19 protein-coding genes are annotated in these 26,306 nt (G+C 45.6%); 3 read left to right on the top strand and 16 right to left on the bottom strand.

Translation table 11 applies throughout. The features are described from left to right. Positions 1 to 100: 100 nt before the first annotated feature. The gene (locus tag HP548_RS30065) at positions 101 to 1,729 is read left to right on the top strand and encodes a helix-turn-helix domain-containing protein (protein WP_175383714.1); all 1,629 of its coding nucleotides are present in this window, start codon (positions 101 to 103) and stop codon (positions 1,727 to 1,729) included. 98 nt (positions 1,730 to 1,827) lie between these two features. Here the strand turns inward: HP548_RS30065 and HP548_RS30060 are convergent, their stop codons facing one another. After that, positions 1,828 to 2,400 carry a GbsR/MarR family transcriptional regulator gene (locus tag HP548_RS30060; protein WP_076291547.1) on the bottom strand — a complete coding sequence of 191 codons (573 nt, stop codon included), beginning with the start codon at positions 2,398 to 2,400 and terminating at the stop codon, positions 1,828 to 1,830. 495 nt (positions 2,401 to 2,895) lie between these two features. On the opposite strand from HP548_RS30060, the gene HP548_RS30055 reads away from it, so the two are divergent. Continuing rightward, positions 2,896 to 4,125: a quaternary amine ABC transporter ATP-binding protein gene (locus HP548_RS30055; RefSeq protein ID WP_063564457.1), complete on the top strand. Its 1,230-nt coding sequence runs from the start codon at positions 2,896 to 2,898 to the stop codon at positions 4,123 to 4,125. Then, on the top strand, positions 4,091 to 6,682 hold the full coding sequence (locus HP548_RS30050) for a glycine betaine ABC transporter substrate-binding protein (protein ID WP_175383713.1): 2,592 nt from the start codon (positions 4,091 to 4,093) through the stop codon (positions 6,680 to 6,682). Before HP548_RS30055 ends, HP548_RS30050 begins: the two co-directional genes overlap by 35 nt. A 185-nt stretch (positions 6,683 to 6,867) precedes the next feature. On the opposite strand, the gene HP548_RS30045 is transcribed toward HP548_RS30050, so the two are convergent. The 15 genes from HP548_RS30045 to HP548_RS29980 form a co-directional block, all read right to left on the bottom strand. Continuing rightward, entirely contained in the window at positions 6,868 to 7,080 is a 213-nt protein-coding gene (locus tag HP548_RS30045) for an immunity 17 family protein (protein WP_064640044.1), read from the bottom strand. A gap of 156 nt (positions 7,081 to 7,236) precedes the next feature. Then, positions 7,237 to 12,825, bottom strand: a complete 5,589-nt coding sequence (locus HP548_RS30040; RefSeq protein WP_175383712.1) for an S-layer homology domain-containing protein — start codon at positions 12,823 to 12,825, stop codon at positions 7,237 to 7,239. 486 nt (positions 12,826 to 13,311) lie between these two features. Continuing rightward, entirely contained in the window at positions 13,312 to 14,685 is a 1,374-nt protein-coding gene (locus tag HP548_RS30035) for an ABC transporter substrate-binding protein (RefSeq protein ID WP_175383711.1), read from the bottom strand. A 299-nt stretch (positions 14,686 to 14,984) separates the two neighbouring features. After that, entirely contained in the window at positions 14,985 to 15,806 is an 822-nt protein-coding gene (locus tag HP548_RS30030; RefSeq protein ID WP_064640050.1) for a carbohydrate ABC transporter permease, read from the bottom strand. Beyond that, positions 15,803 to 16,765 carry a carbohydrate ABC transporter permease gene (locus HP548_RS30025; protein WP_175383710.1) on the bottom strand — a complete coding sequence of 321 codons (963 nt, stop codon included), beginning with the start codon at positions 16,763 to 16,765 and terminating at the stop codon, positions 15,803 to 15,805. Before HP548_RS30025 ends, HP548_RS30030 begins: the two co-directional genes overlap by 4 nt. Positions 16,766 to 17,166: 401 nt before the next feature. Then, on the bottom strand, positions 17,167 to 18,984 hold the full coding sequence (locus HP548_RS30020) for an APC family permease (protein ID WP_175383709.1): 1,818 nt from the start codon (positions 18,982 to 18,984) through the stop codon (positions 17,167 to 17,169). A gap of 284 nt (positions 18,985 to 19,268) precedes the next feature. Continuing rightward, positions 19,269 to 20,120, bottom strand: coding sequence for a rhamnulose-1-phosphate aldolase (gene rhaD, locus HP548_RS30015; protein WP_175383708.1), 852 nt, complete (start codon positions 20,118 to 20,120; stop codon positions 19,269 to 19,271). A gap of 395 nt (positions 20,121 to 20,515) precedes the next feature. Next, the gene (locus tag HP548_RS30010; RefSeq protein ID WP_175383707.1) at positions 20,516 to 21,037 is read right to left on the bottom strand and encodes a GNAT family N-acetyltransferase; all 522 of its coding nucleotides are present in this window, start codon (positions 21,035 to 21,037) and stop codon (positions 20,516 to 20,518) included. A gap of 121 nt (positions 21,038 to 21,158) precedes the next feature. Then, positions 21,159 to 21,839: an MORN repeat-containing protein gene (locus tag HP548_RS30005; RefSeq protein ID WP_246318296.1), complete on the bottom strand. Its 681-nt coding sequence runs from the start codon at positions 21,837 to 21,839 to the stop codon at positions 21,159 to 21,161. Between the two features lie 184 nt (positions 21,840 to 22,023). Next, entirely contained in the window at positions 22,024 to 22,311 is a 288-nt protein-coding gene (locus tag HP548_RS30000) for a hypothetical protein (protein WP_076291539.1), read from the bottom strand. A 176-nt stretch (positions 22,312 to 22,487) separates the two neighbouring features. Further along, a complete protein-coding gene (locus HP548_RS29995) occupies positions 22,488 to 22,976 on the bottom strand; it encodes a DinB family protein (protein WP_076291538.1) in 489 nt (162 codons plus the stop codon). 26 nt (positions 22,977 to 23,002) lie between these two features. Continuing rightward, entirely contained in the window at positions 23,003 to 23,707 is a 705-nt protein-coding gene (locus HP548_RS29990; RefSeq protein ID WP_343054949.1) for a helix-turn-helix domain-containing protein, read from the bottom strand. Positions 23,708 to 23,713: 6 nt separating this feature from the next. Beyond that, positions 23,714 to 23,938: a hypothetical protein gene (locus HP548_RS33985; protein ID WP_343054948.1), complete on the bottom strand. Its 225-nt coding sequence runs from the start codon at positions 23,936 to 23,938 to the stop codon at positions 23,714 to 23,716. Positions 23,939 to 24,135: 197 nt separating this feature from the next. Beyond that, positions 24,136 to 25,104, bottom strand: coding sequence for an alpha/beta hydrolase (locus HP548_RS29985; protein ID WP_175383705.1), 969 nt, complete (start codon positions 25,102 to 25,104; stop codon positions 24,136 to 24,138). Between the two features lie 28 nt (positions 25,105 to 25,132). Then, a complete protein-coding gene (locus HP548_RS29980) occupies positions 25,133 to 26,197 on the bottom strand; it encodes an LLM class flavin-dependent oxidoreductase (protein WP_175383704.1) in 1,065 nt (354 codons plus the stop codon). Between the last annotated feature and the right edge of the window lie 109 nt (positions 26,198 to 26,306).

Raw genomic sequence — 26,306 nt, 5'->3', positions numbered from 1 at the left:
ATCCTCTTTTTTTTCATGTCCAAACTATTTTTCAAAAACATCTTCCATATGAGAATGATAATTGTTATCATTAAGAAAATAAGACAAAAGGATGGTCCGTATGACTGAACAGCTTCCCTTCATTTCTGAAACCTCATCTCTACCGCTCCTCTCTTCCATGTGCCGTGTACGGCGCGGGGAGCATTTCCGTGTGCAAGGCAAGACGGTGTCCCGGCCCATGCTCTGTCTTATTTTACAAGGAGACGGTGTTCTGGTCCTGAACGATACGGTCTATACCGCCGAAGCCAATCAACTGTATGTTCTGAAGCCAGGAACAACGATTGAGGCGGCTGCACGCTCGGCTGTTACGGAGTTTATAATACTTAGCATGGATACGGTATGTTTGCAGCAAGTGCGCGGCCAATGGAAAATGTCCTCCTCCTCTGGTTTCCCGCTGGATTGGGAGACAGGCAGACTGATGGTTCGTCATGACCAACAAGCCAGAGCGCGAGTTGAACAATTGTATGAAGCCTATCGCGGCGTTCACCCCGATCACTTTATCAGTATACATAGCCAACTGCACGAGCTTTTGCAGTATCTCTCCGAGAATCGGCTTGAAGAAAATTATGAGAAAGTCGATCCGGCGCTTGAACGCAGCATTATGTATATGAGAAGGTTCATGAGTGAAGGTATCAGCATGGATCAACTGGCCAAAATTGCCGGATTGACGCCAAGCTCCTATTCTCGCAGTTTCAAGAAAGCCAAAGGTATGTCACCTACCGATTATTTGAATCGCTTACGGATCGACGAAGCCAAAAAACAGCTCAACCAAGAGTCATGTGTACTCAAAGACGTCGCGGTCTCTGTTGGCTATGGCAATGAATATTATTTTAGCCGCAAATTCAAACAAACCTTGGGGATCGCACCCAGCCTATATATGAAAAAAGATCAGATTCGTGTGGCTACTGCGTCCAAGATGGGACTTCATGAGAATCTCTCTTCACTCGGATTACATCCCGTAGCTGCTATGGACGGGTTCCATGATCGGGAGCTTGATGAGGTCGAGCAGCAGCAGCGGCTAGCTACACAATTGGAGAAATTACGTCAGGCCAAGCCGGACCTGATTATCGGTGACTTTTATCATCAAACCTATTACGATAAGCTCAAAAGTATTGCACCTACGGTTATCCTGGATCAGGCACATGACTGGAAAGAAAATCATTTACGCTTGGCTGAACTGGTCGGACGGGAGCAACAGGCCTTGCAGAATTTCAAACAGCTGGAGCTACGCAACCTTGATATCGGACTGCGTTTGAAGCATCATTTCGGGCAAGAACGTATTATGCTTATGCAGGTTACGAATCAGTCTATCCGGCTCCAGGAAAATATCGAGCATCCATTGAATCGCCTTATCTACGGTGAACTTGGACTGAACCCTGCACAGATCATATCTTCAGACTTCATGACAGATGAGTATGCGGCAGATAGTATTCCCATGCTGGACACGGATCATCTGTTCATGAACCGCGTCTCTAACTCTCCAGCAAGTGAGAAACTGCTTCGGCGCATGAAACAAACTACCGCCTGGAATCGTTCTTCCGCTGTGTTGAAAGGTAACGTACACGATATATCCGATTGGTCTGTACTATCCTGGACCCCAAACGGACGCCATCAGATCATGGACGAATTGGAACAGATCGTTCAGCAGCTTGTGACTTTATCACACGTGGGATTAATCGGACAATTGTAAAGCATGTCTTTTTCTTCATTATAAATGTACAAGTATATAACCCACCAAGACAAAAGAGCCCTCTCCAATTCGGAAAGGGCCCTTTGCTTTTGCTGTTATTAATGTTCCTTGATCTCTTCCTTCGGAACCAGTTTGTATATTTCCTCATCTTCCATGGTATCAATCAAGCGATCCAGCCATTTGTAGTAGGCCTCAGCTTGAAGCACCTTATGCTTGTCTTCCTTAAGAATGTGAAGAAGCTCAGCATCTGCTTGTTCATCCAGGTCAGCGATCAAACGATTCATCTCATCAACGGATTTGCGCAGTATCTGAAGGTTACTCTCCACGGCTTTTCTCCATTTAATCACAAAATAATCCGTAAACGTCTGATGCCAGTCATACTCCACTTCATATAGGTCTTTCCGGGAGCCTTTGCTCCATACTTTATTCACCATTTTTAGATCCAGCAGTGTACGTACGCCGGTACTCATGCTCGTTTTGCTCATTTCCATTTCCCGGCCCATATCGTCAAGGGTCATAGGTTTGTCTGCAAAAAAAAGCAATCCATATAAGTGTCCCGTGGACAGCGTAACGCCGTAGAGATCCATATTACGCCCAATGGCTTCAATGACGCGTTTACGGATTCTAAGAACGGTTGCCTGCTGTTCCTCTTGTAAATGGTCCAAGCTCATGCTTGCAACCTCCATTCTGAACATTCCCAGTCTCGGCAAAATAATTGCAACTGTTTAAGATCCGGCTTACATGGGAAAGTATCCAGCAGGACATCCTATATGCCAACAGGCTTTAGGTTACCACATGTATCATGGGAGCTTTACCAAGTTGCAAACGCCTACGACTATCTTTTAACCAAAAGAAACTGCTTAGATTCAGCACATTTTCTATTGTAGGAAAAGCGATATCAAATGTAAAGGTGTCTTATTAGCCAGAATAAGGAGAATGACGGAGCATATGGGCGGAAAACTTTGTACAGTTTTTACTGTACAAACATTATGTTCTGTTTATTCGGTTGCTATACGGGTTAAGTATTGTTAGAATACAAAACGTTACCCAGAAAGACGGGAAGCGAAGCAACGATTACCGGATTTCGTGGCTGGGCGCACAAGTGTATGGGCTTGTAGATGCTGAAAGCCGTTCGAAGTGCACAACACATCAGAAGGGGTGAAAACATGACCATACTTGAAGTAAAGAATGTAAGTAAACTGTTTGGCCCCCAAACCGAGCAAGGTCTACAATTACTGGAGCAAGGTTGGGGCAAAGAAAAGTTGGCCAAAGAAAAACAGATAACGGTTGGTGTCAACCGGGTCAACATGGAAATACAGGAAGGTGAAATTTTCGTCATCATGGGATTGTCCGGAAGTGGTAAGTCCACACTTGTTCGAATGTTCAATCGTCTGATTGAACCGACATCGGGAGAGATTCTCGTCCATGGTAAAGATCTACGTAAGATGAATAAAGAACAATTGCGCGAAGTGCGTCGGAAAACGATCAGCATGGTATTCCAGAAGTTTGCGTTATTCCCGCACCGTACCGTTCTTGATAATGTGGAGTATGGACTCGAAGTTCAGAAGGTTGATAAAGATGAACGTCGGGAAAAAGCAAAAACGTCGCTTGAACTGGTTGGCCTCAAAGGCTGGGAAGACAAAATGCCGGATGAGCTGAGTGGCGGGATGCAGCAACGTGTAGGTTTGGCCCGTGCGCTGGCGAATGACCCGGAAGTACTGCTAATGGATGAAGCATTCAGTGCACTTGATCCACTGATTCGTCGTGATATGCAAGATGAGCTGATTGAGCTTCAGGATAAAATGAAAAAGACCATTATTTTCATTACCCATGACTTGGACGAAGCGCTGCGCATCGGCGATCGTATTGCCCTCATGAAAGACGGCGCAGTCGTGCAGATCGGTACTCCGGAAGAAATCATGATTCAACCGGCCAACTCATATGTGGCCCGCTTCGTCGAAGACGTGGACTTGTCCAAGGTCCTTACCGCATCTCATGTTATGCGACGTCCTGAAACGATTACGCTTGACCGTGGTCCTCGTGTTGCCCTCGAATTAATGCGCGAACGTGGTATTTCCAACCTGTTTGTCATTGACCGTTCGAAAAAGCTGCTTGGTGTTATTACAGCAGAAGATGCAACCCGCGCGATGCGCGAAAACAAAGTGTTGAACGATATTCTGATTACGGATGGGCCGACTGTAGCGCCTGAAACCCTGATTCATGAATTGTTCGAAATTGTAAGTTCAGCCCATGTGCCGCTCGCTGTTGTTGGCGAAACCGGCCGTCTGCAAGGTGTTATCGTCCGCGGTGCCCTGCTTGGAGCACTAAGCGGTGAAGTTGCAGTAAAGGAGGAACTTGTGAATGATTCCCAAAATACCACTAGCATCGTGGATTGAAGCGATTGTTGACTGGATGAGCTCCTCGCTCTCCGGATTATTTAAAGTCATTTCTGTTGTTATTCAGGAGGTAGTCGGATTTTTCTCCGGGCTGTTCATGCTCCCTCATCCGCTCCTGTTTATTGTGATACTTGGTGTATTGGCATATCTTGTTGGCCGAATACCACTAACCCTGTTTACAGTTATCGGTTTCTTGCTCGTAGATAACCTCGGATATTGGTCCCAATCGATGGATACTTTGGGACTCGTTATTACATCAGGGTTAATCTCCATTCTGCTTGGTGTTCCCATCGGTATCTGGCTCGCATACAGCAAAACTGCAGCTCGGATTATTACACCATTGCTTGACTTTATGCAGACCATGCCTGCATTTGTCTACTTGCTGCCAGCGGTAACCTTCTTCAGCCTTGGTGTGGTTCCCGGTGTTATCGCGTCCGTTATATTTGCGATTCCACCAACGATTCGCCTGACTCATCTCGGAATTAAGCAGGTATCTGGCGAATTGGTCGAAGCAGCGGATGCTTTTGGTTCCACGTCCATGCAAAAGTTGTTCAAAGTACAGCTTCCACTCGCATTGCCTACCGTAATGTCAGGGATTAACCAAACCATCATGCTGTCGCTGTCCATGGTTGTTATTGCTTCCATGATTGGTGCACAGGGTATTGGTGCGGAAGTCTATCGTGCGGTAACGCAGTTGCAGATTGGTAAAGGTTTTGAAGCAGGTCTGGCTGTCGTGGTTCTTGCGATCGTACTTGACCGTTTCACTCAAAATCTGTTTATGCCAGGCCGTAAGAAAAGCTCACGCTTCTCAGCGAAGCAAAAAGCCTGGATTACTGCTGCAGCAACATTCGTTGTGCTCGTAGCTGGTTTCTCACAATACTTTGTTGGCGGCAACAGTTCTTCTGCGGGCGGTAACAACACTCCAGCTAATGCTGTAGGTGAAGAAGTCAATTATCAGATCATTGGTATTGATCCGGGTGCAGGCATTATGAAGTCCACTGCCAAAGCCATTGAAGATTATCATCTGACGGATTGGACCCTGATTGAAGGATCTGGTGCAGCGATGACTGCCACTCTGGACAAAGCCATTAAAGCGGAAGAACCAATCATTATTACAGGCTGGACTCCACACTGGATGTTCAACAAATATGATCTAAAATATCTGGATGATCCCGAAAAATCTTTCGGTGATGCAGAAGAAATTCACACCATCGCACGTAAAGGATTAAAAGGAGATCACCCGGTTGCTTATGAATTCTTGTCCCGTTTCCAATGGACATCAGATGAAATGGGCGAAATGATGAGTGCCATCCAAAATGGTACATCTCCAGAAGAAGCCGCAAAAGACTACGCTGAGAAACATGCAGACCAGATTGACGAATGGACCAAAGGTCTGACGCCAGTTAACGGTGATGCATTTAAACTTAGCTATGTAGCCTGGGATTCTGAGATTGCGAGTACTAACCTGTTGAAATATGTCATGGAAAGCAAACTTGGCTATAAAGTTAACGCCCTGCAAGTTGAAGCTGGACCTATGTGGACGGGTGTTGCCTCAGGCGACGTAGATGCCTCTCCAGCAGCTTGGTTGCCATTAACTCACGCTGACTACTGGGAACGTTACAAAGACCAGGTGGATGATCTGGGAGCCAACATGACCGGTGTACGCACAGGGCTCGTTGTTCCTGCCTACATGACAGACGTTAATTCGATTGCAGATTTGGAAACAGGTGCTTCTTCCTCCACTCCATCGGCAAATGCCAATGTGGGAAATGAAGTGAATCACCAAATTATCGGTATCGATCCAGGTGCCGGAATTATGAAATCCACAGCGAGTGCCATTGAGAAATACGGTTTGTCTGACTGGAAACTGGTCGAAGGTTCAGGAGCCGCAATGACAGCTACGCTGGATAAAGCGGTTAAGAATAAGGAACCGGTTATCGTTACCGGTTGGACACCGCATTGGATGTTCAACGCATATGACCTGAAATACCTCGACGATCCGGAAGGAGTCTACGGTGAAGCAGAACAAATTCATACCATTGCCCGTAAAGGGTTAAAGGAAGACAAACCTGTCGCTTATGAATTCTTGGATCGCTTCTCCTGGACACCTGAGGATATGGGTGAAATCATGGTCGCCATTCAAAACGGAGAAGATCCCCAAAAAGCCGCAGCAGCTTTTGCTGAGAAGCATAGTGACAAAGTGGCTGAATGGACCAAAGGTCTGACTCCAGTGAATGGAGATTCCATTAAACTGAGTTACGTAGCCTGGGACTCCGAGATTGCAAGTACCAACTTGCTGGAGTACATCCTGAAAGAAAAACTGGGTTACAAAGTAACCTCTCTTCAAGTGGAAATCGGTCCAATGTGGACCGGCATTGCCAATGGTGATGTAGATGCAACTCCAGCTGCATGGTTGCCGCTCACCTCTGCAGATTATTTCAACAAATACAAGGATCAGATCGATGATCTCGGTCCAAATATGGACGGTGCCAAAACAGGTCTGGTTGTACCAACCTATATGGACATCAATTCCATTGAAGATTTAAAAGATAATTAAACCAGATTGAGATGGATAAACCTGAATTTGGAAAAAAGACCACCGAAAAAATTTCGGTGGTCTTTCTTTTTGAGTGTAACTTTTTCTTGGATCGGTAAGCTAATGGGTTAAAGCTAGTAGTGTTTAAAGGCTGTGAAACTGAATTATGTACTCAGGCTCTACGAATTTCTTTTCTTTTTCTACACTTACCCAATCAGCAACAATAATACGCCAATGGTAATTAGCACAATACCAAAAATCCCATACACCACTCTTGCACCCTGACGTCCAATGGTTTTCACAAAGAGACCTGCTCGGAAACTCTTCATAAACCAATCCCAATTGTTGATTCCACCCAACAAACTGAAAATCCCTGCGGCAATAGCCAATAGTGCGATTAAAACCGGTTGATCTTGCATTTCAACACTCCTTCAATATAATCCTGTCTACTATACCTTCCTCTGGTAAAAATGAACAGTCATTAATTAGTAAAAAAAACAGCTTACAGATGAAGGTCTGCAAGCTGTTTTCATTAGAGTATTGGCTCCCTTTTCATAGAAGATTGATTAGTCTTATTACTTCGCCTGAAACTCACTCGCTGACATCAACAGGGTTACAAATTCAGCACGAGTTGCTTCAACAAGGGGATTAAACATGTTCTTGCCTGTGCCTTTCACCAGTCCTGCATCATATGCAGCTGCGATATAAGGCACGGCCCATGCAGGTACTTTATTTGCATCTGCAAAGGTTAATGTGGCATTCGATTCAACTGGAAGTCCGAGTGCTCTTACGAGCATAACCGTCATCTCTACACGGGATACTTTGCCGTTTGCACGGAACGTCTCATCCGTATAGCCACTAATGATCCCTTGTTCTACAGCTTGAGCAATAAAGGATTGTGCCCATGCTGGAATTTTGGAGGCATCCTTAAACGTCAACGCCTTGCTGCTGGCTGGAAGTTCAAATGCCCTTGCCAGCATTACAATGAACTCGGCGCGTGTTGCCGGCGCATTTGGACGGAAATTACCGTCCTGATATCCATTCACAATTCCCCGGGAAATGGCCTGCTCAATGGCAGCTGCTGCCCAGTGATTGCCGATATCTTTCAAAATCACGCCCGGATTGGTTGGTGTAGTACCTCCTCCATTCCCATTACCAGGGACGGAAGGTGTTGTAGGCGTGATCGGAGTTGTTGGATCCGTTGGTGTTACAGGTGTGGTTGGTGTCGTTGTACCTCCACCACTATTACCACTGCCCGGATTACTTCCATTATTTCCACTGCCATTACCAGGGTTGCTTCCATTCCCATCACCCGGAAGTGGAGCTCCCTTCAGATCGGTACTACGTCCTTCTGCTGTCTGGTTTACCGTACCTACGCGGTCCAGATGTTCATGGAAGATTTCATAATCGACCAAATTGAGTTCATAGTACCGATTATCATCCTTCGCTGCTCTCATGGACCGATAGAAGTCTCCACCGTTAGCCATAAACGAATTCGTCGCTACGATGTAGTATGCGTTTGGATCGATATCCGTGTACGTACCATTAGCATTCTTAATCTGTACTTTGAGTACGCGTTGACCGACTTGGGTCACCGTATTGGATATAGCGTCAACTTTCTCGCCCGGCTTCGTGGAATCATAGTAGAAACGCATGCCTGAAACTTGCGGGAAGCGCCCTTCGCCTGTTTCTACACCACTCACGCCATTTTCCAGCGCAGCCGTAATTTCCTTACCTGTCATTTTCAGCGCAGACAGGTTGTTGCCGTATGGCATTACGGCCAGCAGGTCGCCCAGGGTAATATCTCCCTGCTTGAATGATTCCCGAATGCCTCCACCATTTTGGATGGCGACATATCCTTTAACATTGTTTTCCTTCACAATAGATTTCACTTTCTCAAGCATGCCGTCTGTCACGAAGTTTCCTAGATTCGTTTCTTTTTTACGAACACTGTTACGTTCTCCATCAAGGAATACATTCGTTTTACCGATAACTTCTTTTTTGAACTCAGCCAGAGGTTTCGCATAGGTTGCCAGCTTCGCTTTTGCAGTCGGATCATCTGTGTAAACATACTTACCGGTGGCATCCTTCGCATCCAGGTTCAGCAATTTGCCGTTCCATGTTTTTAGTACGCCTGCTTCGTTGAACGTTACATCCAGTTGACCCAGGGAAACGTCATATTCACCTGTCTGTACGACCAGCGTCGGATCGGTGTGCGTATCTACAACCACCGGTTTGTTCAAAATGGTGTGAGAATGACCACCTACTACGATGTCGATGCCTTTTACCGCCTCTGCTAGTTTCAGGTCTTCCGAGTAACCCAGATGTGTCAGCGCGATAATTTTGTTGATACCTTCATCTTGCAGCATATTCACTGTCGCCTGAGTACTAGCTTTGTAATCCTTAAACTTCAGATCATCTCCCGGTGATGAAAGGGATACGGTATCCGGTGTCGTCAAGCCAAAGATTCCGACTTTCTCGCCGTTTACTTCCGTAATAATGGCCGGATAGATCTGGGAATTCTCGCCTGGATTTCCGATGGTACTGTTGTACAAGCCACCCAAACTCGCATCCTTGGTATAGTCAATATTGGCACTCACAAATGGGAATTCCGCTTTTTTAATAAATTCCTTGAGTACGCTTGGACCTTTATCAAACTCGTGATTTCCGAAGGTCATGGCATCGTATCCAATCATGTTCATGAACTCCAGATCCGCAAGACCGTTAAAGAGGTTAAAGTACAAGGTACCAGAAAATACGTCCCCTGCATCCAGCACCAGGGTGTTATCATTGCGTGTTTCCTTAATCGCTGTTACACGGCGCGGAATATTATCCAAATGGGCGTGCGTATCATTGGTGTGCAATACACGCAGGTTGAAGTCGCCCTCTTCTGCCGTGCTTCCAATGCTTAGCTGTGCAAGCAGCGGATCATGGTCACTGACACGCCCATGTGAATCTTCAAAATCAGCATTCACATGAACCGCTTCAATAGCCGCTGTTTCAGACAGATTTTTGCTCACCAGAATATGATCCAGTGTCTGAGAGTTTCCATCATAGATGTAGGAATAACGCTTGTTCTCTGACAGTTTGTTTACCAGATTGTCCAGTTCATTACCTTCAACAATATTCAATGTTTTGGAGAACTGGAAGTCATTGAAGTCGCCAAGAACAGCGACATTCACCTCAGGGTCTTTGTGGATTAATTCAGTTACAAATTCATTGACAATCGTTGCTTGCTGCGCACGTTGCACTTCGCTGCTGCGGGTTGCAGGCTGGACATTTCCAAATGGGGCTAAATCCCCACCTTTGGAGTTGAAATGGTTAGCGATAACAACTACACGTTCACCATTAAATTCAAACTCTGCCGTGAGCGGTTTTCTTGAAGTTTTGAAAGCGACATTATCTGGTTGAATGCGCCCTGGATTCAGCGACAAGTTTCCAATTGCATCGAGGGCAAGCGCTGTTATTGCATCACCTTTGGTACCTGCTTTTAAGGATACCCGATCCGGATTGTACAGGAACCCTACACGAATGTTGCCCCCAGTTGCTCCACCATCCATATTATTTAGCGGTGCAATATCGGTATACTGATAACTTGGTCCATTATTGCTTTTAATTGCATCCAGAAGCGTTTTGAAGCTTTCACTCGCGTCTGTGTTTCCGCTATCTGTTGCGCCGTCGTTATCCTGAACTTCCATGATCCCTATAATATCAGGGCTTTTTAGATTGTTAACGATAATCTTGCCGATTTTATTTCCACGTGTTGCATCCTTTTTACTGAAGTTCTCTACGTTGAACGTAGCAATTGTCAACTTGTCTTGTTGTGGTTCAATTGAGGTTGTTGCCTGTTTCAAACCAATGGATGTAATCGGAGGTAAATCGCCTTCCAAGGTGACCTTATAATTACCACTCGAATAAGAAATCACCCCATTAATCGGCCATGCAAATTTATCACCCGTGGTCACAGCTTGAGAAGGTTTTTTGTTAATGAACAAGCGTTGAGGATTTAGAGAACTTTCAAACTCTCCAGCTCCGTCTCTCCGTAAGATCAATCCTCCTGACGGAGTCTGCAATGGATTATTAGGTTCGTTGTCCACCGTCACTGCTAATCCAGGATTGTAGGAATAAGGTCCAAGAATAGTCGCATCATTTAACTGAATACGCATGCCTTCCAGACTTTCATAGAAATCAATGGCATCCACGTCCGGGTTGAATTCGCTCAATCCATCCGAATCAATGACATTCGGTATTACGCGACCACCTTTTCCAATGATTACGGGTTGTGGCAATTCAGCATTGGGTTGTTCCAACGTAATCTCAGAAGCTACAATTTCAGTGGTTGGCAGGTCTGTTGCGCTTGCTGTATACTCTTTGACTTGACCTGAAACCTTAACTTGATGCTGGATTTTCATTCCATGATCTTTCTTATAGATTAAAATCCCCTCAGAAGTTGCCGGATCTCCATCTTCCTGACCAGGAATGGATTGCATATAGAATGAATCTGCGTTAACTACAGATGTAACTACACCTTCTACATTCTGGACTTTCAGTCCGTCATAAATGGAATAATGGCCTGCCCCCTGAATTTCGTGAATACGTACACCATCCAATCGATTCACCGCAGTATACTCAAAAGAAAAAATGTTACTTACTCTGTTATCAGCAGTGGCAACAGCTTTAATGATTTGATCTTGATTGATTGTAATAGGCTGTGTGTATTCCGTAGAATTCACAGTTGGCTCATAACCGTCCAGTGTATAGAAAATTTGGGCACCTACGTAAGGAGAAGACAACGTAACTTCCGTTCCTTTTACAATGCCACCGGAAGGTGTACTCGCTGTTACGGAGAGCAAATCCTCCAGAATATCCGACGCCGTTCGAGGAATCAACTCCAGACCGTAAGTGGAATGGTACGTCAAGACTCCTGTCACTTTATGATACGATTTGCCAACGGAGAGAGCAGACGGGCTGTTTTTGGCATAAATCAGCATTTCACCGCCATGTTCATCTGTCGCCGTGTAAGTGGGCGTGTTGCTTTTTGTCACTTGAATATTGTTTACTTCGACAAGCATCCCTTCATATTGCCCTCCAGAACCCTTACTGCCCCCCGCTCCTGGAGCAAAATGGGAAGAATTGAGCGGTACAGGTGAAGGTAGATCCTGCGACTTTTCGACAGTTCGAATATATCCACCCTGAAATCCAGATTTGCTTGCTTCAACCTGTACTAAGCCGTTGTAAATCGTAATTGGGCCGTAGGCTTCAATCCGGTCACCAACTTCCACACCAGAAGCATTACCGCGCACAACGATCCCGGCATCGTTATCCTGAATATACAGATTGGATACACTTCCGGATAATTCGCTGTAAGTTACAATGCCTTGAACGGTAACGGTCGTATTTTCAGTTGCATTTCTTGCATCAGAGATGGAAATAGGGCTGTTGTCGACGATGGTGTAGTCAAAACTGGTAACATCGCTATTGTCGATCCCTTCTTTGGCTGCGTAGGTTTCAATGTGAGTTGCATCATTTACCGTGATGGGCACGGTGTAGGGAAGATAATCAACTTCCGTATTCTGCTTGTAGTATACCGTTGCACCAACTGTGGTTGTTTCCAAGGCCACCTGGGTCCCTGTTGGAACAGCGCCGGAAGTAGGATTAGCTGTGACGTTTGCCACTTTAGTTACAGGAGTCTCATCGATTAGTTGGAAGGTTGTTGAAGTGGAGTCAATGTATTTGAGGCCAGGAAGAGAAAGATAGGAAGATAACGTTCCATTGGTTATCCTGACTTTTTTACCAAAAAGCTCGGGATTTTTATTTAATCCAAATATGTCACGCACGGAGGTATCACTGGGAATTTGAACAGACATAATCTTGCTTAAATCCGTTTCCCCTGGAGTATCGGCAAGTCCGAAATTACTTCCTCCACTAAACGGAGCTTCGGTTTGAAGTTGGTTTTTAGAATTATTGTTAAAGTAACCGATAACGTATCCTTCTACTGTCCCCGGTAATCCATCATTATTCCGAGCTATCGCCTGAGCAATCGTTAACGGCTCAGCCGCCGCGGCTGCCTTACTGCTGAACAATCCGGCTGGAATAGCACCCGTGATGAGCAGGACCATGGCCAGGAACAACCTGAGCCACCTCTTCATTTGCAGAATATGCATCTTTTACCTACCTCCATGTTTTAAATTTATAATCATTTGTTCATGAAGCTTGTACATTAGTTCAAATATAAGATAACCGAACTTCTATTACGTGTAAACAATATTCTTTTGAAATGATATAAAATAGAACATACACATCACAAATTTGTTGATTGTAAATAAAAATAAGTAGAAAAGTACTACTATACAGCTTTACATGTCACATTTATGACCTTTACATCAATTCTTCTGTGTATAACAGCCTATATGAAGTCACTTAAACTAACATTAAAAGACCCAAATCTCTGTATTCGACACATATTGATAGATATCCCCATAGCCAATCCGCCTTAAAGCGATTTTGTTCAAGACCTTTTCACAGCAAAACGATGCGATAGTCAGGGTTGACCATCGCATACGTCTCACTCGTTATGACATCCTAAGTTAAGCCATACATTTCAACTTTGCTATATCCGGCCTCAAGTTTGTCCTATTTCAAGAAATAAGTTACTTCTTCACCGTGCTGTTATACTGTGCAATCTTGTCTGTAATTTGCTTCGCTGCTGCATCCAATACGTCTTGCGGTATACCTTGTCCATTTAGAACTGTCTCGATCGCTCCTTCGACAATTTGACGGGCTTCGGGGAATACACCCATTACCGCCCCGGATGTTGCTGTCGAATCAGCGGAAGCGTGCAATTGGTCGACTGCTGTCTGGAATTGCGGGTACTTCGCCATATTATCCTTTAATACTTGCTCATCGTAGGCTGCTGTCGTAATAGGGAAGTATCCTGTCGCAACACTCCAGTTGGCCTGTACCTCAGGTGTAGCCAGGTACTTGATGAATTCCCAAGCGGCTTGCTGTTGAGCTTCGGATTTGTTATTCATGATATACAAGCTTGCGCCACCAACAACAACGCCGCCTTCTTTGGCATCTGCTGGACGTGGCAGGAAGCCTGTTCCCAGCTCAAACTTCCCACCAGCACCCTCCACAATTTTGCGCAATCCAGCGGTGGAATCCAGCGTCATACCGATTTGCTGTGCGGTAAACGCAGCGGTCGTATCGTCCGTGCTACGTCCCAGATTGGATACGGTTTTCTCGTCCATCATCTTTTTCCACCATGTCAAAGTCTTCACGCCAGCTTCGGAGTTCAGCATGGATTCGGTCGCTGCACCATTTCTTCCGTTACCATTGTTTACATAATCTGCATTCTGGTTCGCGAAGAACTGTTCCATAAACCAGCCATAGATGGCCATGGATGCGCCTGGTTTGCCGTCTTTCGCCAGTGCTTTGGCTGCTTGCTCAAACTCTTCATATGTCTTAGGCGGGTTCTCCGGGTCCAAACCAGCAGCTTTGAACATATCTTTGTTGTAATACAGAATTGGGTTCGATGTGTTGAACGGCATCGCGTTCAATTTGCCATCGATGGTGTAATAACGGATGATATTTGGCTCCAGTTGGGACAGGTCGAACTTGTCTTTATCGATAAATTGCTGTACCGGCGTAATCATGCCCGAATCGATCATGAACTTGCTGCCGATCTCGTACACCTGGATAATGTCCGGACCACTGTCCGATCCCATGGAAGCTTTGAGTTTGTTCAGGCTCTCATCATATTTCCCTTGATAGATTGCCTTCACCTGAATGTCCGGGTGACTTGCGTTAAAATCGGAAGCGAGTTGATTAATGGCTTTCTCCCCTGCACCCGACATCGAATGCCACCATGTCAATTGTACCGGTTCAGCAGCTGCAGCATCTGCCTGCGCTCCGCCCGTTGTGCTTGTTGTTTCGGCTTTTCCGCCACAAGCGGACAATACCAGCATAAGTGCAGCCAACATCAATGCAAATGTTCCTCTTTTTTTCAAACGAAACCCGATCATAATCGCTCTCCTTTTTTTGAGGCTCACTTCAAAATAAAACCTTGGAGATGACACGGAGTGGCCGTTACGGGTCCGAATCGTTCTTTCGATCGCTGTTATCCCCGGATTTCATTCAATTCCCTTCAAAGGGGAAAATCCGGGGATAAAGGCGAACGCTACGCTTCTACAGAATCGATTTCGTCCCCTCCACTACTACGTGATTTATCTTCTCAACATCTTATTTCAAGAGTGAGGCCTTGTTTATTCGCTCCTGGGAATCCAAACCACAAACCCGCTAAATCCATACACTTTTAACTGAATCAACCCTTCAGCGCGCCTGCGGCCATACCGCGAACAAGCTGCTTCAAACCAAAAACCAGAAGCAGCAGCGACGGTAAAATAACAAGCGCTGTGCCGGCAAACACCAGATTCCATGCTGTGGATTCCTGGAACTCCAGCATCGAGATTCCGATCTGTACCGTTCTCATCTCTGGCGTATTTGTGACGAGAAGCGGCCACAGATAGGAGTTGTACATGCTCAGAAACGAATAGATTGCCAATGTTCCAAGTGCCGGACGCGACAATGGCAGGACATGGGATACAAAATACCGGATATGCCCACAGCCATCGATCTTCGCCGCTTCAAACAGTTCCTTCGGCAGCTGCATGAAGAATTGTCTCAGCAGGAATGTACCGAACGCTGTTGCCAGGAACGGAATGGTCAGCCCCTGATACGTATCGAGCCAGCCCCAGCTGCGCACTGTCAGATAGTTCGGGATCATGGTAACTTCCCAAGGAATCATCATCGTCGCCACAAACATGCTAAAGATGACGTTCTTGCCCTTAAACTCCATTTTCGCGAATGCATAGGCTGCCATGCTCGCTGTAACAAGCTGACCAAGCATCGTCAGTCCTGCCACCAGGAACGTATTACCGATAAACGAACCAATCGGAACGATATCGAATACTTCCGTGAAATTGGACAGGTCTATCGATTGCGGGATGATATGAGGCGGATACGCACTGGCATCCTCCGGCGTCATGACCGCCATGAAAAAGGTGTACAGCACCGGATACAGTACAAGTGCCGCACAGATTGTAAGCAACACATACAGCAATGTTTTAGTCCATGGTGTCCTCATTGGTAATGCACTTTCCTTTCCACCCATTTGAACTGAATCAGGGTCAGCAGCATAATGACCGCGAACAGGATAAGCGCCTGCGCACTGCCCGTTCCGAAGCGGAAATTAACAAAGGCTTCCTGATAGATGGAATATACGAATACATTGGTACTGTCCATCGGGCCACCCCGGGTTAGAATGTTGATCTGACCAAATGATTGGAACGCACCAATGATCGATACTACGGTGACGAAAAACAGGGTTGGCGACAACAGTGGCATCGAGATTTTGCGAAAAGTAAGCAAAGGACCTGCGCCATCAATCTTCGCGCTCTCATAAATTTCATCCGGGATACCCTGTAATCCGCTGGATAGAATAATGTAATTGAATCCTAGATTCATCCAAATCGTCATAATGGAGATCGATATCAAGGCCCAATCCGGGCTGGTCAGCCATGGAATTGGATCGATTCCAACTTTACCTAATAAATAATTCAGCATGCCCAAGGTCGGATGGAACAAAAACTTCCAGATGACCGCCGATGAACCGACAGACAGTACCACGGGCAGAGAGAATACAAACTGGAATATACGCATTCCCTTGAAACGGTTGTGTGTTAATGCCGCTAGAATCAGAGCTGCCAGCATGCCGGTTGGCACGGTAAACAGGACAAATAGCACCGTCACTTTCATGCCTTGCAGGAACAGTCCGGACTGGAATACCGCCTTGAAATTGTCCAGTCCCACATAAGCTGCAATCTGTCCGGTAGGGTCAGTGGAATGCAGACTCAGGTACACCGACTTAAACATCGGATAAAACAGAAACACTGCAAATAAAAGCAGCGATGGTGCCAGGAAACCATAGGCCAGCATATTCTCCCGCATCCGCTGTACACGCAGCGAAGCTGTCCGGCGCTGACTCGTATTGGATAAGCGCCGTCTGGCAGCAGGCAAGCTGATCCGGTTGTCAAGCTCACTCATCGGATTTTCTTCCCCCTTGATCTACGCATTCGGTGTGTGAACTTCATCACCCACATTAACTAGTGTAAAAGCCAACTGTCACAGCAGCATCTGTTCTGAATCAACGCAGCGTTAATCGTGGACAAGCGACTTTACCAAACAAGAGACGTTAAATAGACTTCAAAACAAGATCAGCAAACAGCAAAAAAACCGCAAGAACTCCCTTAATTCGGGAATGTTCGTGCGGTTTTGTGTGTTAAGAGAAGGTGAACAACAATGGATATCATCTTAATAAATTTAACAGAAAACTGGATATTTAATGTTAACGAAAAATATTCGGTTGAGAATTCCTAAGAAAATGGATGACACGTAAGCACATTACATACTCTTCTCATACCATTTCCTATTGTAGAAGAATCCTACTAACGATTGAGATGGTACGGCACAGTCGTGACAATCACGTCTTTGTAATTGATCAGATAAGCGCGGATCATGAAGCTGGTCTGGTTGTGCAGTACATTTTGCCACCAATGCTTGGTGATGAACTGCGGAATTAGAATCGTGATATGGTCCGTCTCGGCCGTCTTCCATTCCACGGTATCAATGAACTTTTTGAGCGGTCCCATAATACTGCGGTATCTCGATTTAATGACAACTAGGCGAACGCCAGGGTTCCACTCTTCCCACTTCTGCTCCATCTTGCGGATAGCTTCATCATCGAACCCGATATACAAGGCAACCACGTGATCTGACATCGTTTGAGCGTAAGAGATTGTATTCATCACCACCCTCGTAATGCCAGCCACCGGAATAACGATGGTATTACCCTTTCTCACCGGTTTCTCCAGCTTGATATCAATCCGCAATTCATCCGCGATGTTGCAGTAATGACGGTGAATGCGCATGAACACATAAACGACGAGTGGCAAGAAAATAAAGATAACCCATGTTTGCGTGAACTTGGTGAATATAAAAATCAATGTAATCGACAGTGTGGTCAGCATCCCTATCGTATTGACGAGCAGCTTCACACCCCAGCCGGTTGGTTTGACTTTGATCCAACGAATCATCATGCCCAGCTGCGACAGGGTGAATGGAATGAACACACCCACCGCGTAGAGCGGAATCAGGCTTTCCGTATTTCCTTTGAATCCAACAACCAGCAAGGCAGACATCACACTGAGAAAAATAATACCGTTCGAGAAGCCAAGGCGGTCTCCTCTAACCATAAACATATGCGGCATATATTTATCCTTCGCCATCATGAAGGACAGCAGCGGGAATGCAGAATACGCCGTATTCGCTGCTAGGAACAAAATCAGTGCCGTCACACCTTGAATAATAAAATACATCGTGCCCCTGCCAAACGTGGCTTCGGCAATCTGGGAAATGACTGTGGCTTTCGGATCAGGCTTCACCCCGTAACCATAAGCAAGTAACGTAATCCCGATAAACATGGCTCCCAGAATACATCCCATAAGCATCAAGGTTCCCGCTGCATTTTTCTCGGCAGGCTGCTTAAAGTTTGGGATCGCATTACTCACCGCCTCAACCCCGGTCAAAGCTGAACACCCCGAGCTGAATGCCTTCAGCAGCAGAAACAAACTCACATGGGACATGCTCGTTCCAAATTCAGGGGCGGCAGCTTCCATGCCTCCAGCGAGGAATTTGACACCCCCGGAGATAATCAGAATCGCAATCGAAAAGATAAACAAATATATGGGGATCGCCAGTACGGAAGCAGATTCCGTCACCCCTCGCAAATTCATAATGGTCAGAAATACAATCATGATCAGTGCAATAACTATGCTGTAATCATGAAGCATTGGAAAGGCAGATGTAATCGCATCGGTCCCTGCGGACGAACTTACCGCAACAGTCAAAATATAATCGACCAGCAAAGACCCTCCGGCAATCAAGCTCGGAGCCGTACCGAGATTATCCTTGGCTACGATGTACGCGCCGCCTCCTGTTGGATAAGCAAAAATCGTCTGGCGGTAGGAAAAAATTAAAATGACGAGTAATCCCAACACGGCGATAGAAATTGGAACAGAGTACCACAAGGCGGCGAATCCAGCCGCAACGAGCACCAGTAAGATTTGCTCCGTACCGTAGGCAACGGACGATAGTGCATCGGAGGACAGGATGGCGAGTGCCTTCCATTTCCCCAATTTTTCTGCATCCAATTCAGCCGATTTCATAGGCTTGCCTATTAAGATTCTCTTCATTTTGCCAAGCATGATCATAACTTCCTTCCGTCTTTCATCTGTGAAGCATTGTTATTATGCAAAATCGCCGAGCCATTGACAATACGTCATTTCACCCGAATTTCGCCAGCGTGTGATAATGCATTCTACGATTCAATAATCGATAACAAAGCCGCGCTTTATCCACTTTTTGAACTTTTTTGAACCAAAACGGCGTTTGTTTGCCGAAAAAAAGGAAATGGCCTTCGGTTTAATAAACCAAAGACCATTCATATTAGGCTGTGTTGGAGCTCTTTCTTTTATACGATTTCGATCCGTCAAACTTCCATGCCCAATATACCAGGACGTGGAGTGACACCAAAAGCCTGTGCCAATGTAGCTAACTGCTGATCCGTAATTCTCTGTCTGATCTCATGGCTTGCAACCAGCATATACACCTGGGCCGCCTTCTCAATGGTCTCTATAAGGCCAAAAGCTTCATCAATCGTTGTACCCGTTCCAAAAATCCCGTGCTGCGGCCAAATGACCGCGTGGTATTCCTTCATTTTCCCAGCCGTTTCCCGTCCAATTTCATTCGACCCAGGCACCATCCACGGAATAATACCAACACCGTCAGGAAATACAACAACGCATTCGGTACACATCTGCCACAAGGTCTTTGTAAATTTCATTTCATCCAACTCATGGATAAATGTCATCGCCAGAACGTTAGTCGCATGGTTGTGCATCACAACACGGTGTTTCGGGTCGACTTTCAAACGTTCGATATGACTCATAAAATGCGTAGGCAATTCACTCGTTGGGTTAGCTCCCGACTTTAGCCCCCACAGCACTTCGAGCTCTAGTCCATCATTCGATACACGCAATACTCCCAGATTGTTCTCTGGATCAGCCAATACATTTTTGAAATATTTGCCCGAAGCAGTCACAATAAAATACTTGCCTGCCAGCTCATGCATCGAAAATGCTGGTTTGATCTTGCGGATCACATAGTTGATATCGATATATTGGGCAACTTCCTCTTCCTCCAGCAAATAGCTGACATTGCCGCCATTGCGTTCATCCCATCCATTCTTCCACATATGTTGAGTAATCTCCGCCATTTCACGAACAAATGGGATATGGAAGCCCGCAGCCTGCGTTGTTTCATTCGTAAGGGTCACGTTCATCATCATTCTCTCCTCATGATAAAAAATAATGTCCGTCACGTACAAAGTAAGTTCCTTTTTTCACATTCATTATACCTTTGTTTACTTTTATAAGTCAATAATATGCAGCGTTATTTGCTTTATTTATTTTTGTTTGTGTTTGTTTTGTGTATATTTATAAAAATAAGCAAAAAAATACCTCACCGGCGTCCGGCGAGGTCAGTCACACATCTATCTAACACGAGAAGGGGTTTACAAGAATTATCTTACCTCTGCTACCTTAATAGAAGCTGAAAATGAAATAAAAAAACGATGAAAACCCATTTACCAAAAAATCACAGTCACAGCTACTATCCATACATTTAAGCTATATATTTAAAAACGTTTCGTTGTGCTGCCCTGAATGTGGAACATATTTATTCCTTTTTCAGCAAATAGGATGGGTGCATCAGTCCTGTCGGTTCATACCGCTCATCCCGTACATACTCAAAGCCCAGCTTGGATAGCATATGACGTGACACTTCATTGTCTGGATGATGCCCAGCAAACAACGCTTTAGCCTTCAGTTCTCCAAATGCATAGTCAATCACCGCTCGTGCCGCCTCCATGGCGTAGCCCTTGCCCCAATGATCCCGGGTAAGATGAAATCCCAATTCATATATCTCTTCTTCCGGAGAATACGGGCGCAAACCACAGCAACCAGCAAATACTTCCGAATCTTTCTCAAAGAGTGGCCAGTATTGCACTCCCACCTCTTCTTGCCTTTTTATTTCCTGCGTCAACCGCGCTTCCACTTCATCCTCGCTCAGAAATCCCTTGCTACTAATCCACTTCGATACCTCATGATCTCCCCATAGAGCGGAAGCCAGAGCACGATCTTCTTCATTCCATGTCGAGAAAACAAGCCGCTCGGTTTCAAGAAACGTTGGTCTTTTCATCGTCCAATACCCTCCTGTTTCACAACATCAGTCTACTATTACTTCTACAATAAATTACTCGAATAGCAGCCTTAGTAAACAAAAAATTTGATTGTACCCGTTATATTTCTAAGAATAATTACTATAATTTCTGAGCTAGTTTCTCAAACTGATTAATATGAGGCTTAATCTCTTTTTCTACACTTTTGATAAAAGAACTAAATTGCTTCTGACTGAATTCATCTCCAACACCGACATCTTTGTATACTTTTCCTTTTTGATATGTAAATGAAAAGAAATAACCGTCCTTCAATCCATCTAAAATATTTTCTGCACCGCCCAGTATTTTAAGACTTAAATTTGAATCCTTGTATGCAAAGTAATAAGGCGGGTCGTATTCTCCATGTCGTACATCATATCCTGAAATCCATTGGTCCTTTGCAAAGGTCCCATTCTGAATACGATTTTCAAGCATAGTTGCTTCGTAGGATATTTCTCTAATCTCCAGTTCACCCTTTCCATCCTTTTTGTCATTCTTCCAAAAGCCATCATACTTGAGGTCTGTAACACGGTCCTTATCACTTGTCACTGCTTTGTAGACACCATATCCTGAACGTTTGCCCGCTACCCAGTTTCCTTTATAAGTCTTGCTCTTTCCCCAGGTCATCGTCCCATAGCCATGGGGCTTGCCATTCTTAGTTTCACCATAATAAGTTACTCCATTTCCAAGCTCCAAGGTGCTCATTGAAGAGGCTGCATCTGAAGTGTATGGAGACATGAACAATGATACACACAAGGTTAATCCCAAAACGTACAACAACATCTTTTTCAAAATTTCAATCTCCCTTTCGTTTTGATATAAGAATATCAATCATTCCTATAACAACTATTTAAATTTATAAATACCCTAGTATAATATCATTTTCACCCCAGATGCATCCATAAAAAATAGAAAAACCTCTGCCGACAACATGTCCGACAGAGGTTCACAAAGCATGCTACATTCATTAGAAATCAGCTGTTGCGATTTGAATTGTACCTGTTGAAGCACCTGCGGGAGTAGTCAACAAAGCAGCTACGAGCAGCAAATCAACAGACAACGTAAGGCTGTTGCCAGCAGGGATCAAATACGTGATCACTGGAGCGTTAACACGAGTCACAACCAGGTCTACCGGGAAAGGACCAAAGTTGTTAACCGTAATGCTGGCATTGGTTCCTCCAGCCAGGTTTTCGTAGTACGATTTGCCCACGCTTGCAGCCAAATTGTAAAATTGTTGCGGTAAAAGGATGGCCATCGAAATCACCTCCTTTTGCTTTGATACGGTATTCTATGCTTGAAATCTATTAATGTAACGGTAAAATGACCGTGTGATAACGTCCATTTTGATAGAGATGCTAGACTAAAGTAATCAAAAAGCCCCGCCAGATCATCCAGCGGAGCCACTTACATGAAACTCATATTGTGAGATTATTAAGCATACAGCATGAAAAAGTTCAGCTCATGCCCCTGCTGTTTGAGGTAATTATACAACTGTGAACGGTGATGGAATACATGCGTTAGCGTTTCAATCTGCCATTGAGCCTGCAAATGACCATGCTCCATATAGAAAGCTTTGGTTGAGCGGTTCAACAGATCTTCTTCGCTCAGTGATACAATATAAGCTTTGTAGGCTTCCAAATTGCCCCAAAGTGTTGCCTCCAGTTTTTCAATATCCTCGATCCCTGACAGGCTATTCTCTACCACACCAACCTCAGCTTCGCTCTTCTCCTGCATAATGGCAAGGTCTGATGCCGTGATTTGAATAAAATGATGGACCAGTTCCACCAGTGAACGCATATTGTCCTGCGGGCGGTACGCCCAATCCTCTGGACGGATCAGGCGGATCAGACTCGCCCCCGTACGTACTCCCGTCTCCAATTCATTGAGCAGATGATCCCGAATTTGCAATGTTCCATTCATATATGATATCTCCTTTACTATTATTCTCACGATCTAAGTATATCGGAAGAGACAACCGAGTTATTGTACAAATCGGACAACCTTTGTTGATGTTCTTTGGCAGCGGTCAGCGGAGTTTCTCCATAAAACTTGCGGAATTGACGAATCAAGTGGGCTTGGTCAAAAAAACCATGATTCAGGGCCAGCGCTGCCCCATCCGCCGTATGCCCCTGATGAATACTGCCCAGGACGCGGTGAAAACGAACCACCTCACTGAATCGCTTCGGACTGATTCCGATCCATTCTGCAAACTTCCGATTCAGCTGGCGTTCGCTAACAACTTCACGCATGGCCAGCTCACTGACGCTCATACGTCCCCCATCGATAAAGATACGATGCAATGCATTTTTCATCAGATTATTCTCATATGTACTGGTTTGCACGGATAATGGAATCAGATAGGCATTCATTACCTGCACCCGTTCTTCAAAGGTTTTCGTTCCAGCTATCCGCTCCTGAAGCTCATTCAATCTGAGCGGCCAACATTCCTCAAGCGGAATTCGCATGTCCGTAAATCCTTCCAATGGCAAACCGTGAAAGACGTATGCTCCACCCGGAAAAAGACGTACGCCAAATGTGTAATCTGCGGAAGGACTGACATCGGATGGCTCGGGCAGAGCGAACGGATGCGAATAATTGCCACAATACGCATAGGAATGAACCGAACGGACCGAGTCGTATGTAATCAGCATGTCCGTTCAGCCATCTGGCAATACCCGAGCGGGCACTGAGATCCTTTCCTGATCTCGCTCTCCCTCATGCGGAATAGAACCCGATTCCCAATAACAGGCTACATGAGCCATCAGGGAAACAGAGGGTATTTGCTCAATATAATACGTGTTCCGATCAGACCCATTCATCTGAATGGGTCTGAACAGCGGATGCAGGCTGGGGTCCACGAGCCATCCCTCCGTAACTAGCATTTATATATTTAACTATCATACCATTAACGGATAAAAATGAAGAAAAAAAGTGCCCCGCCGGACGATCCGACGGGGCTAGTCACACATCTATTAACACGAGAAGGGGTTTACAAGACTTATCTTACCCCAGCTACCTTAACGGAATCTGAAATGAAGATGAAAAGAACATCAATTTTTATGAACAACGCCGGAGACATTTATTTCTCCCATGAAGGATTAAGCGCTCTAGCCATGGCACGAATATAATCCTGACTAGCCCGCTGGCTAACTTCCGCATCAGGCACAAACACTTCGAAGCAATGATAAGCACCAGGATACAGGTGCATTTCGACATCCACTCCAGCTGCCGCAAGGCGTGTCACATATTCGATTGTCTCGTCTCGAAATAGATCGAGCTGGCCAACACACGTATACATTGGAGGTAACTCTGCCAGATTTTCAGTTCTTGCCGGGACAGCGTAGGAAGGCATGTTGTGTCCTTCGTTTTCTCCCAATCCCTCCATCTCTCCTCCAAGGTACATACTCCATGCCTCCAAGTTATTTGTCCGATTCCATGTAGCATTTTGATCCGTAATTTCATGGCTCGAAGCCGAAATATTGCGATCGTCAAGCATCGGGTACAAAGGCATTTGGAAGATTAGACTCGGTCCACCTTTATCACGGACCATTTGTGCAAGCGCTGCAGTCAGTCCTCCCCCTCCACTTGCTCCAGCAATTGCGACCCTGGTGAGATCAATGCCGAGTGACTCTGTTTCGTCTGTCATCCATACAAGACCTGCATAGCAGTCATCAAGACCAGCGGGATAAGGATGCTCAGGGGCCAGGCGGTAATCAACCGATACAACTACGCAATGTGCCGCTTGTACAAAGCGCTCACATAACGCATCATCCATATCCGGATGTCCCAGCACATATCCTCCTCCATGAATCCACAACATCGCTGGCAGCTTATCTCCAGTACGCTCAGCCGGTTCATATATTTTGACCAGCATGTCTCCTGCTGCCCCTGCAATAATTCTCTTTGTGGTGCGTACGTCTTCCGACTTCTCAATCGGTGGATTCATGAGCATCGCCCGGCTAACCTTCAGTCCCCCCTTCAAATTAAAGCCCGGAAACTGGGTTAATGCATCTCTTAATTCAGGTACCACCCGATCTACAAAACTCATATACAATTCCTCCTTCAGTGTATGTTTTCTATGCTTTTTGTCCATGCTCAGCTTCCCACTTAGCCAACTCTGCCCGTACTCGAGGAGCGACCTCTGTTCCGAGCAATTCGATCGCTCTCATCACCTGATCATGCGGCATCGTAGCAATGGGAACGTACATCATGAAACGTGTAATGCCCACATTCTTGCGTAGATGAACAATCTTCCGGGCAACCGTCTCCGGATCACCTACATACAGAGCACCGTCGTGACTACGTGCAGCATCAAAGCTGGCACGACTGTAATGTCCCCATCCGCGTTCCTTGCCGATTTTGTTCATGCCCGCCTGAGTAGAAGGAAAGAACAGATCAGCAGCCAGCTCTGTATCTTCAGCCACAAATCCGAGCGAATGCGACCCTACGGTAAGCTTCGAAGCGTCATGTCCGGCATGTGCCGCTGCCTGCTTGTACAGCTGTACAAGGGGGCCAAAATTCCGTTCCGGGCTCCCGCCAATAATAGCCAACGTCAACGGAAGTCCCAGCAACCCTGCACGAACAACCGATTCCTGATTGCCCCCGCTGCCAATCCATATAGGTAAAGGACTCTGCACAGGCCGAGGATAAACGCCCAAATTATGTATTGCAGGTCTGTGCCCACCTCGCCAATTGACTATTTCGGACTTCTGCAGGTTGAGCAGCAGTTCCAGATGTTCATCGAACAGCTCATCATACTCACCAAGCTCATATCCAAACAAAGGGAATGATTCGGTAAAGGAGCCCCGCCCTGCCATAATCTCTGCACGTCCATTCGAAATGCCATCCAGTGTGGCAAAATCCTGAAACACACGTACCGGATCAGCCGACGAAAGTACTGTTACTGCACTAGTGAGCCTAATACGCTTGGTCAGGGATGCAGCTGCGGACAACACCATCGCAGGAGAAGAAGCGGCATAATCTTTACGATGATGTTCTCCTACGCCAAATACATCCAGCCCCACCTGATCGGCTAGTACGATTTCCTCCACTACTTCACGCAATCGCTGTGCATGACTTATGACCTCACCTGTGCGAAGATCGGGTGTCGTCTCCACAAACGAAGTAATTCCTATTTCCATAACTCATTTCTCCTTTATTCAAAATTGGACTGTTACTGACAAAATAAATTACCGATCGGTATGTTATTTAGGTAGTTAATATATCTTACTGTTTCGCCTAATGTCAATC

The organism is Paenibacillus taichungensis (genome assembly GCF_013359905.1).
GTDB classification, from domain to species: Bacteria; Bacillota; Bacilli; order Paenibacillales; family Paenibacillaceae; genus Paenibacillus; species Paenibacillus taichungensis.
Note: the sequence above shows the minus strand (reverse complement) of the source record. Positions and strands in the feature narration are given on the sequence as shown.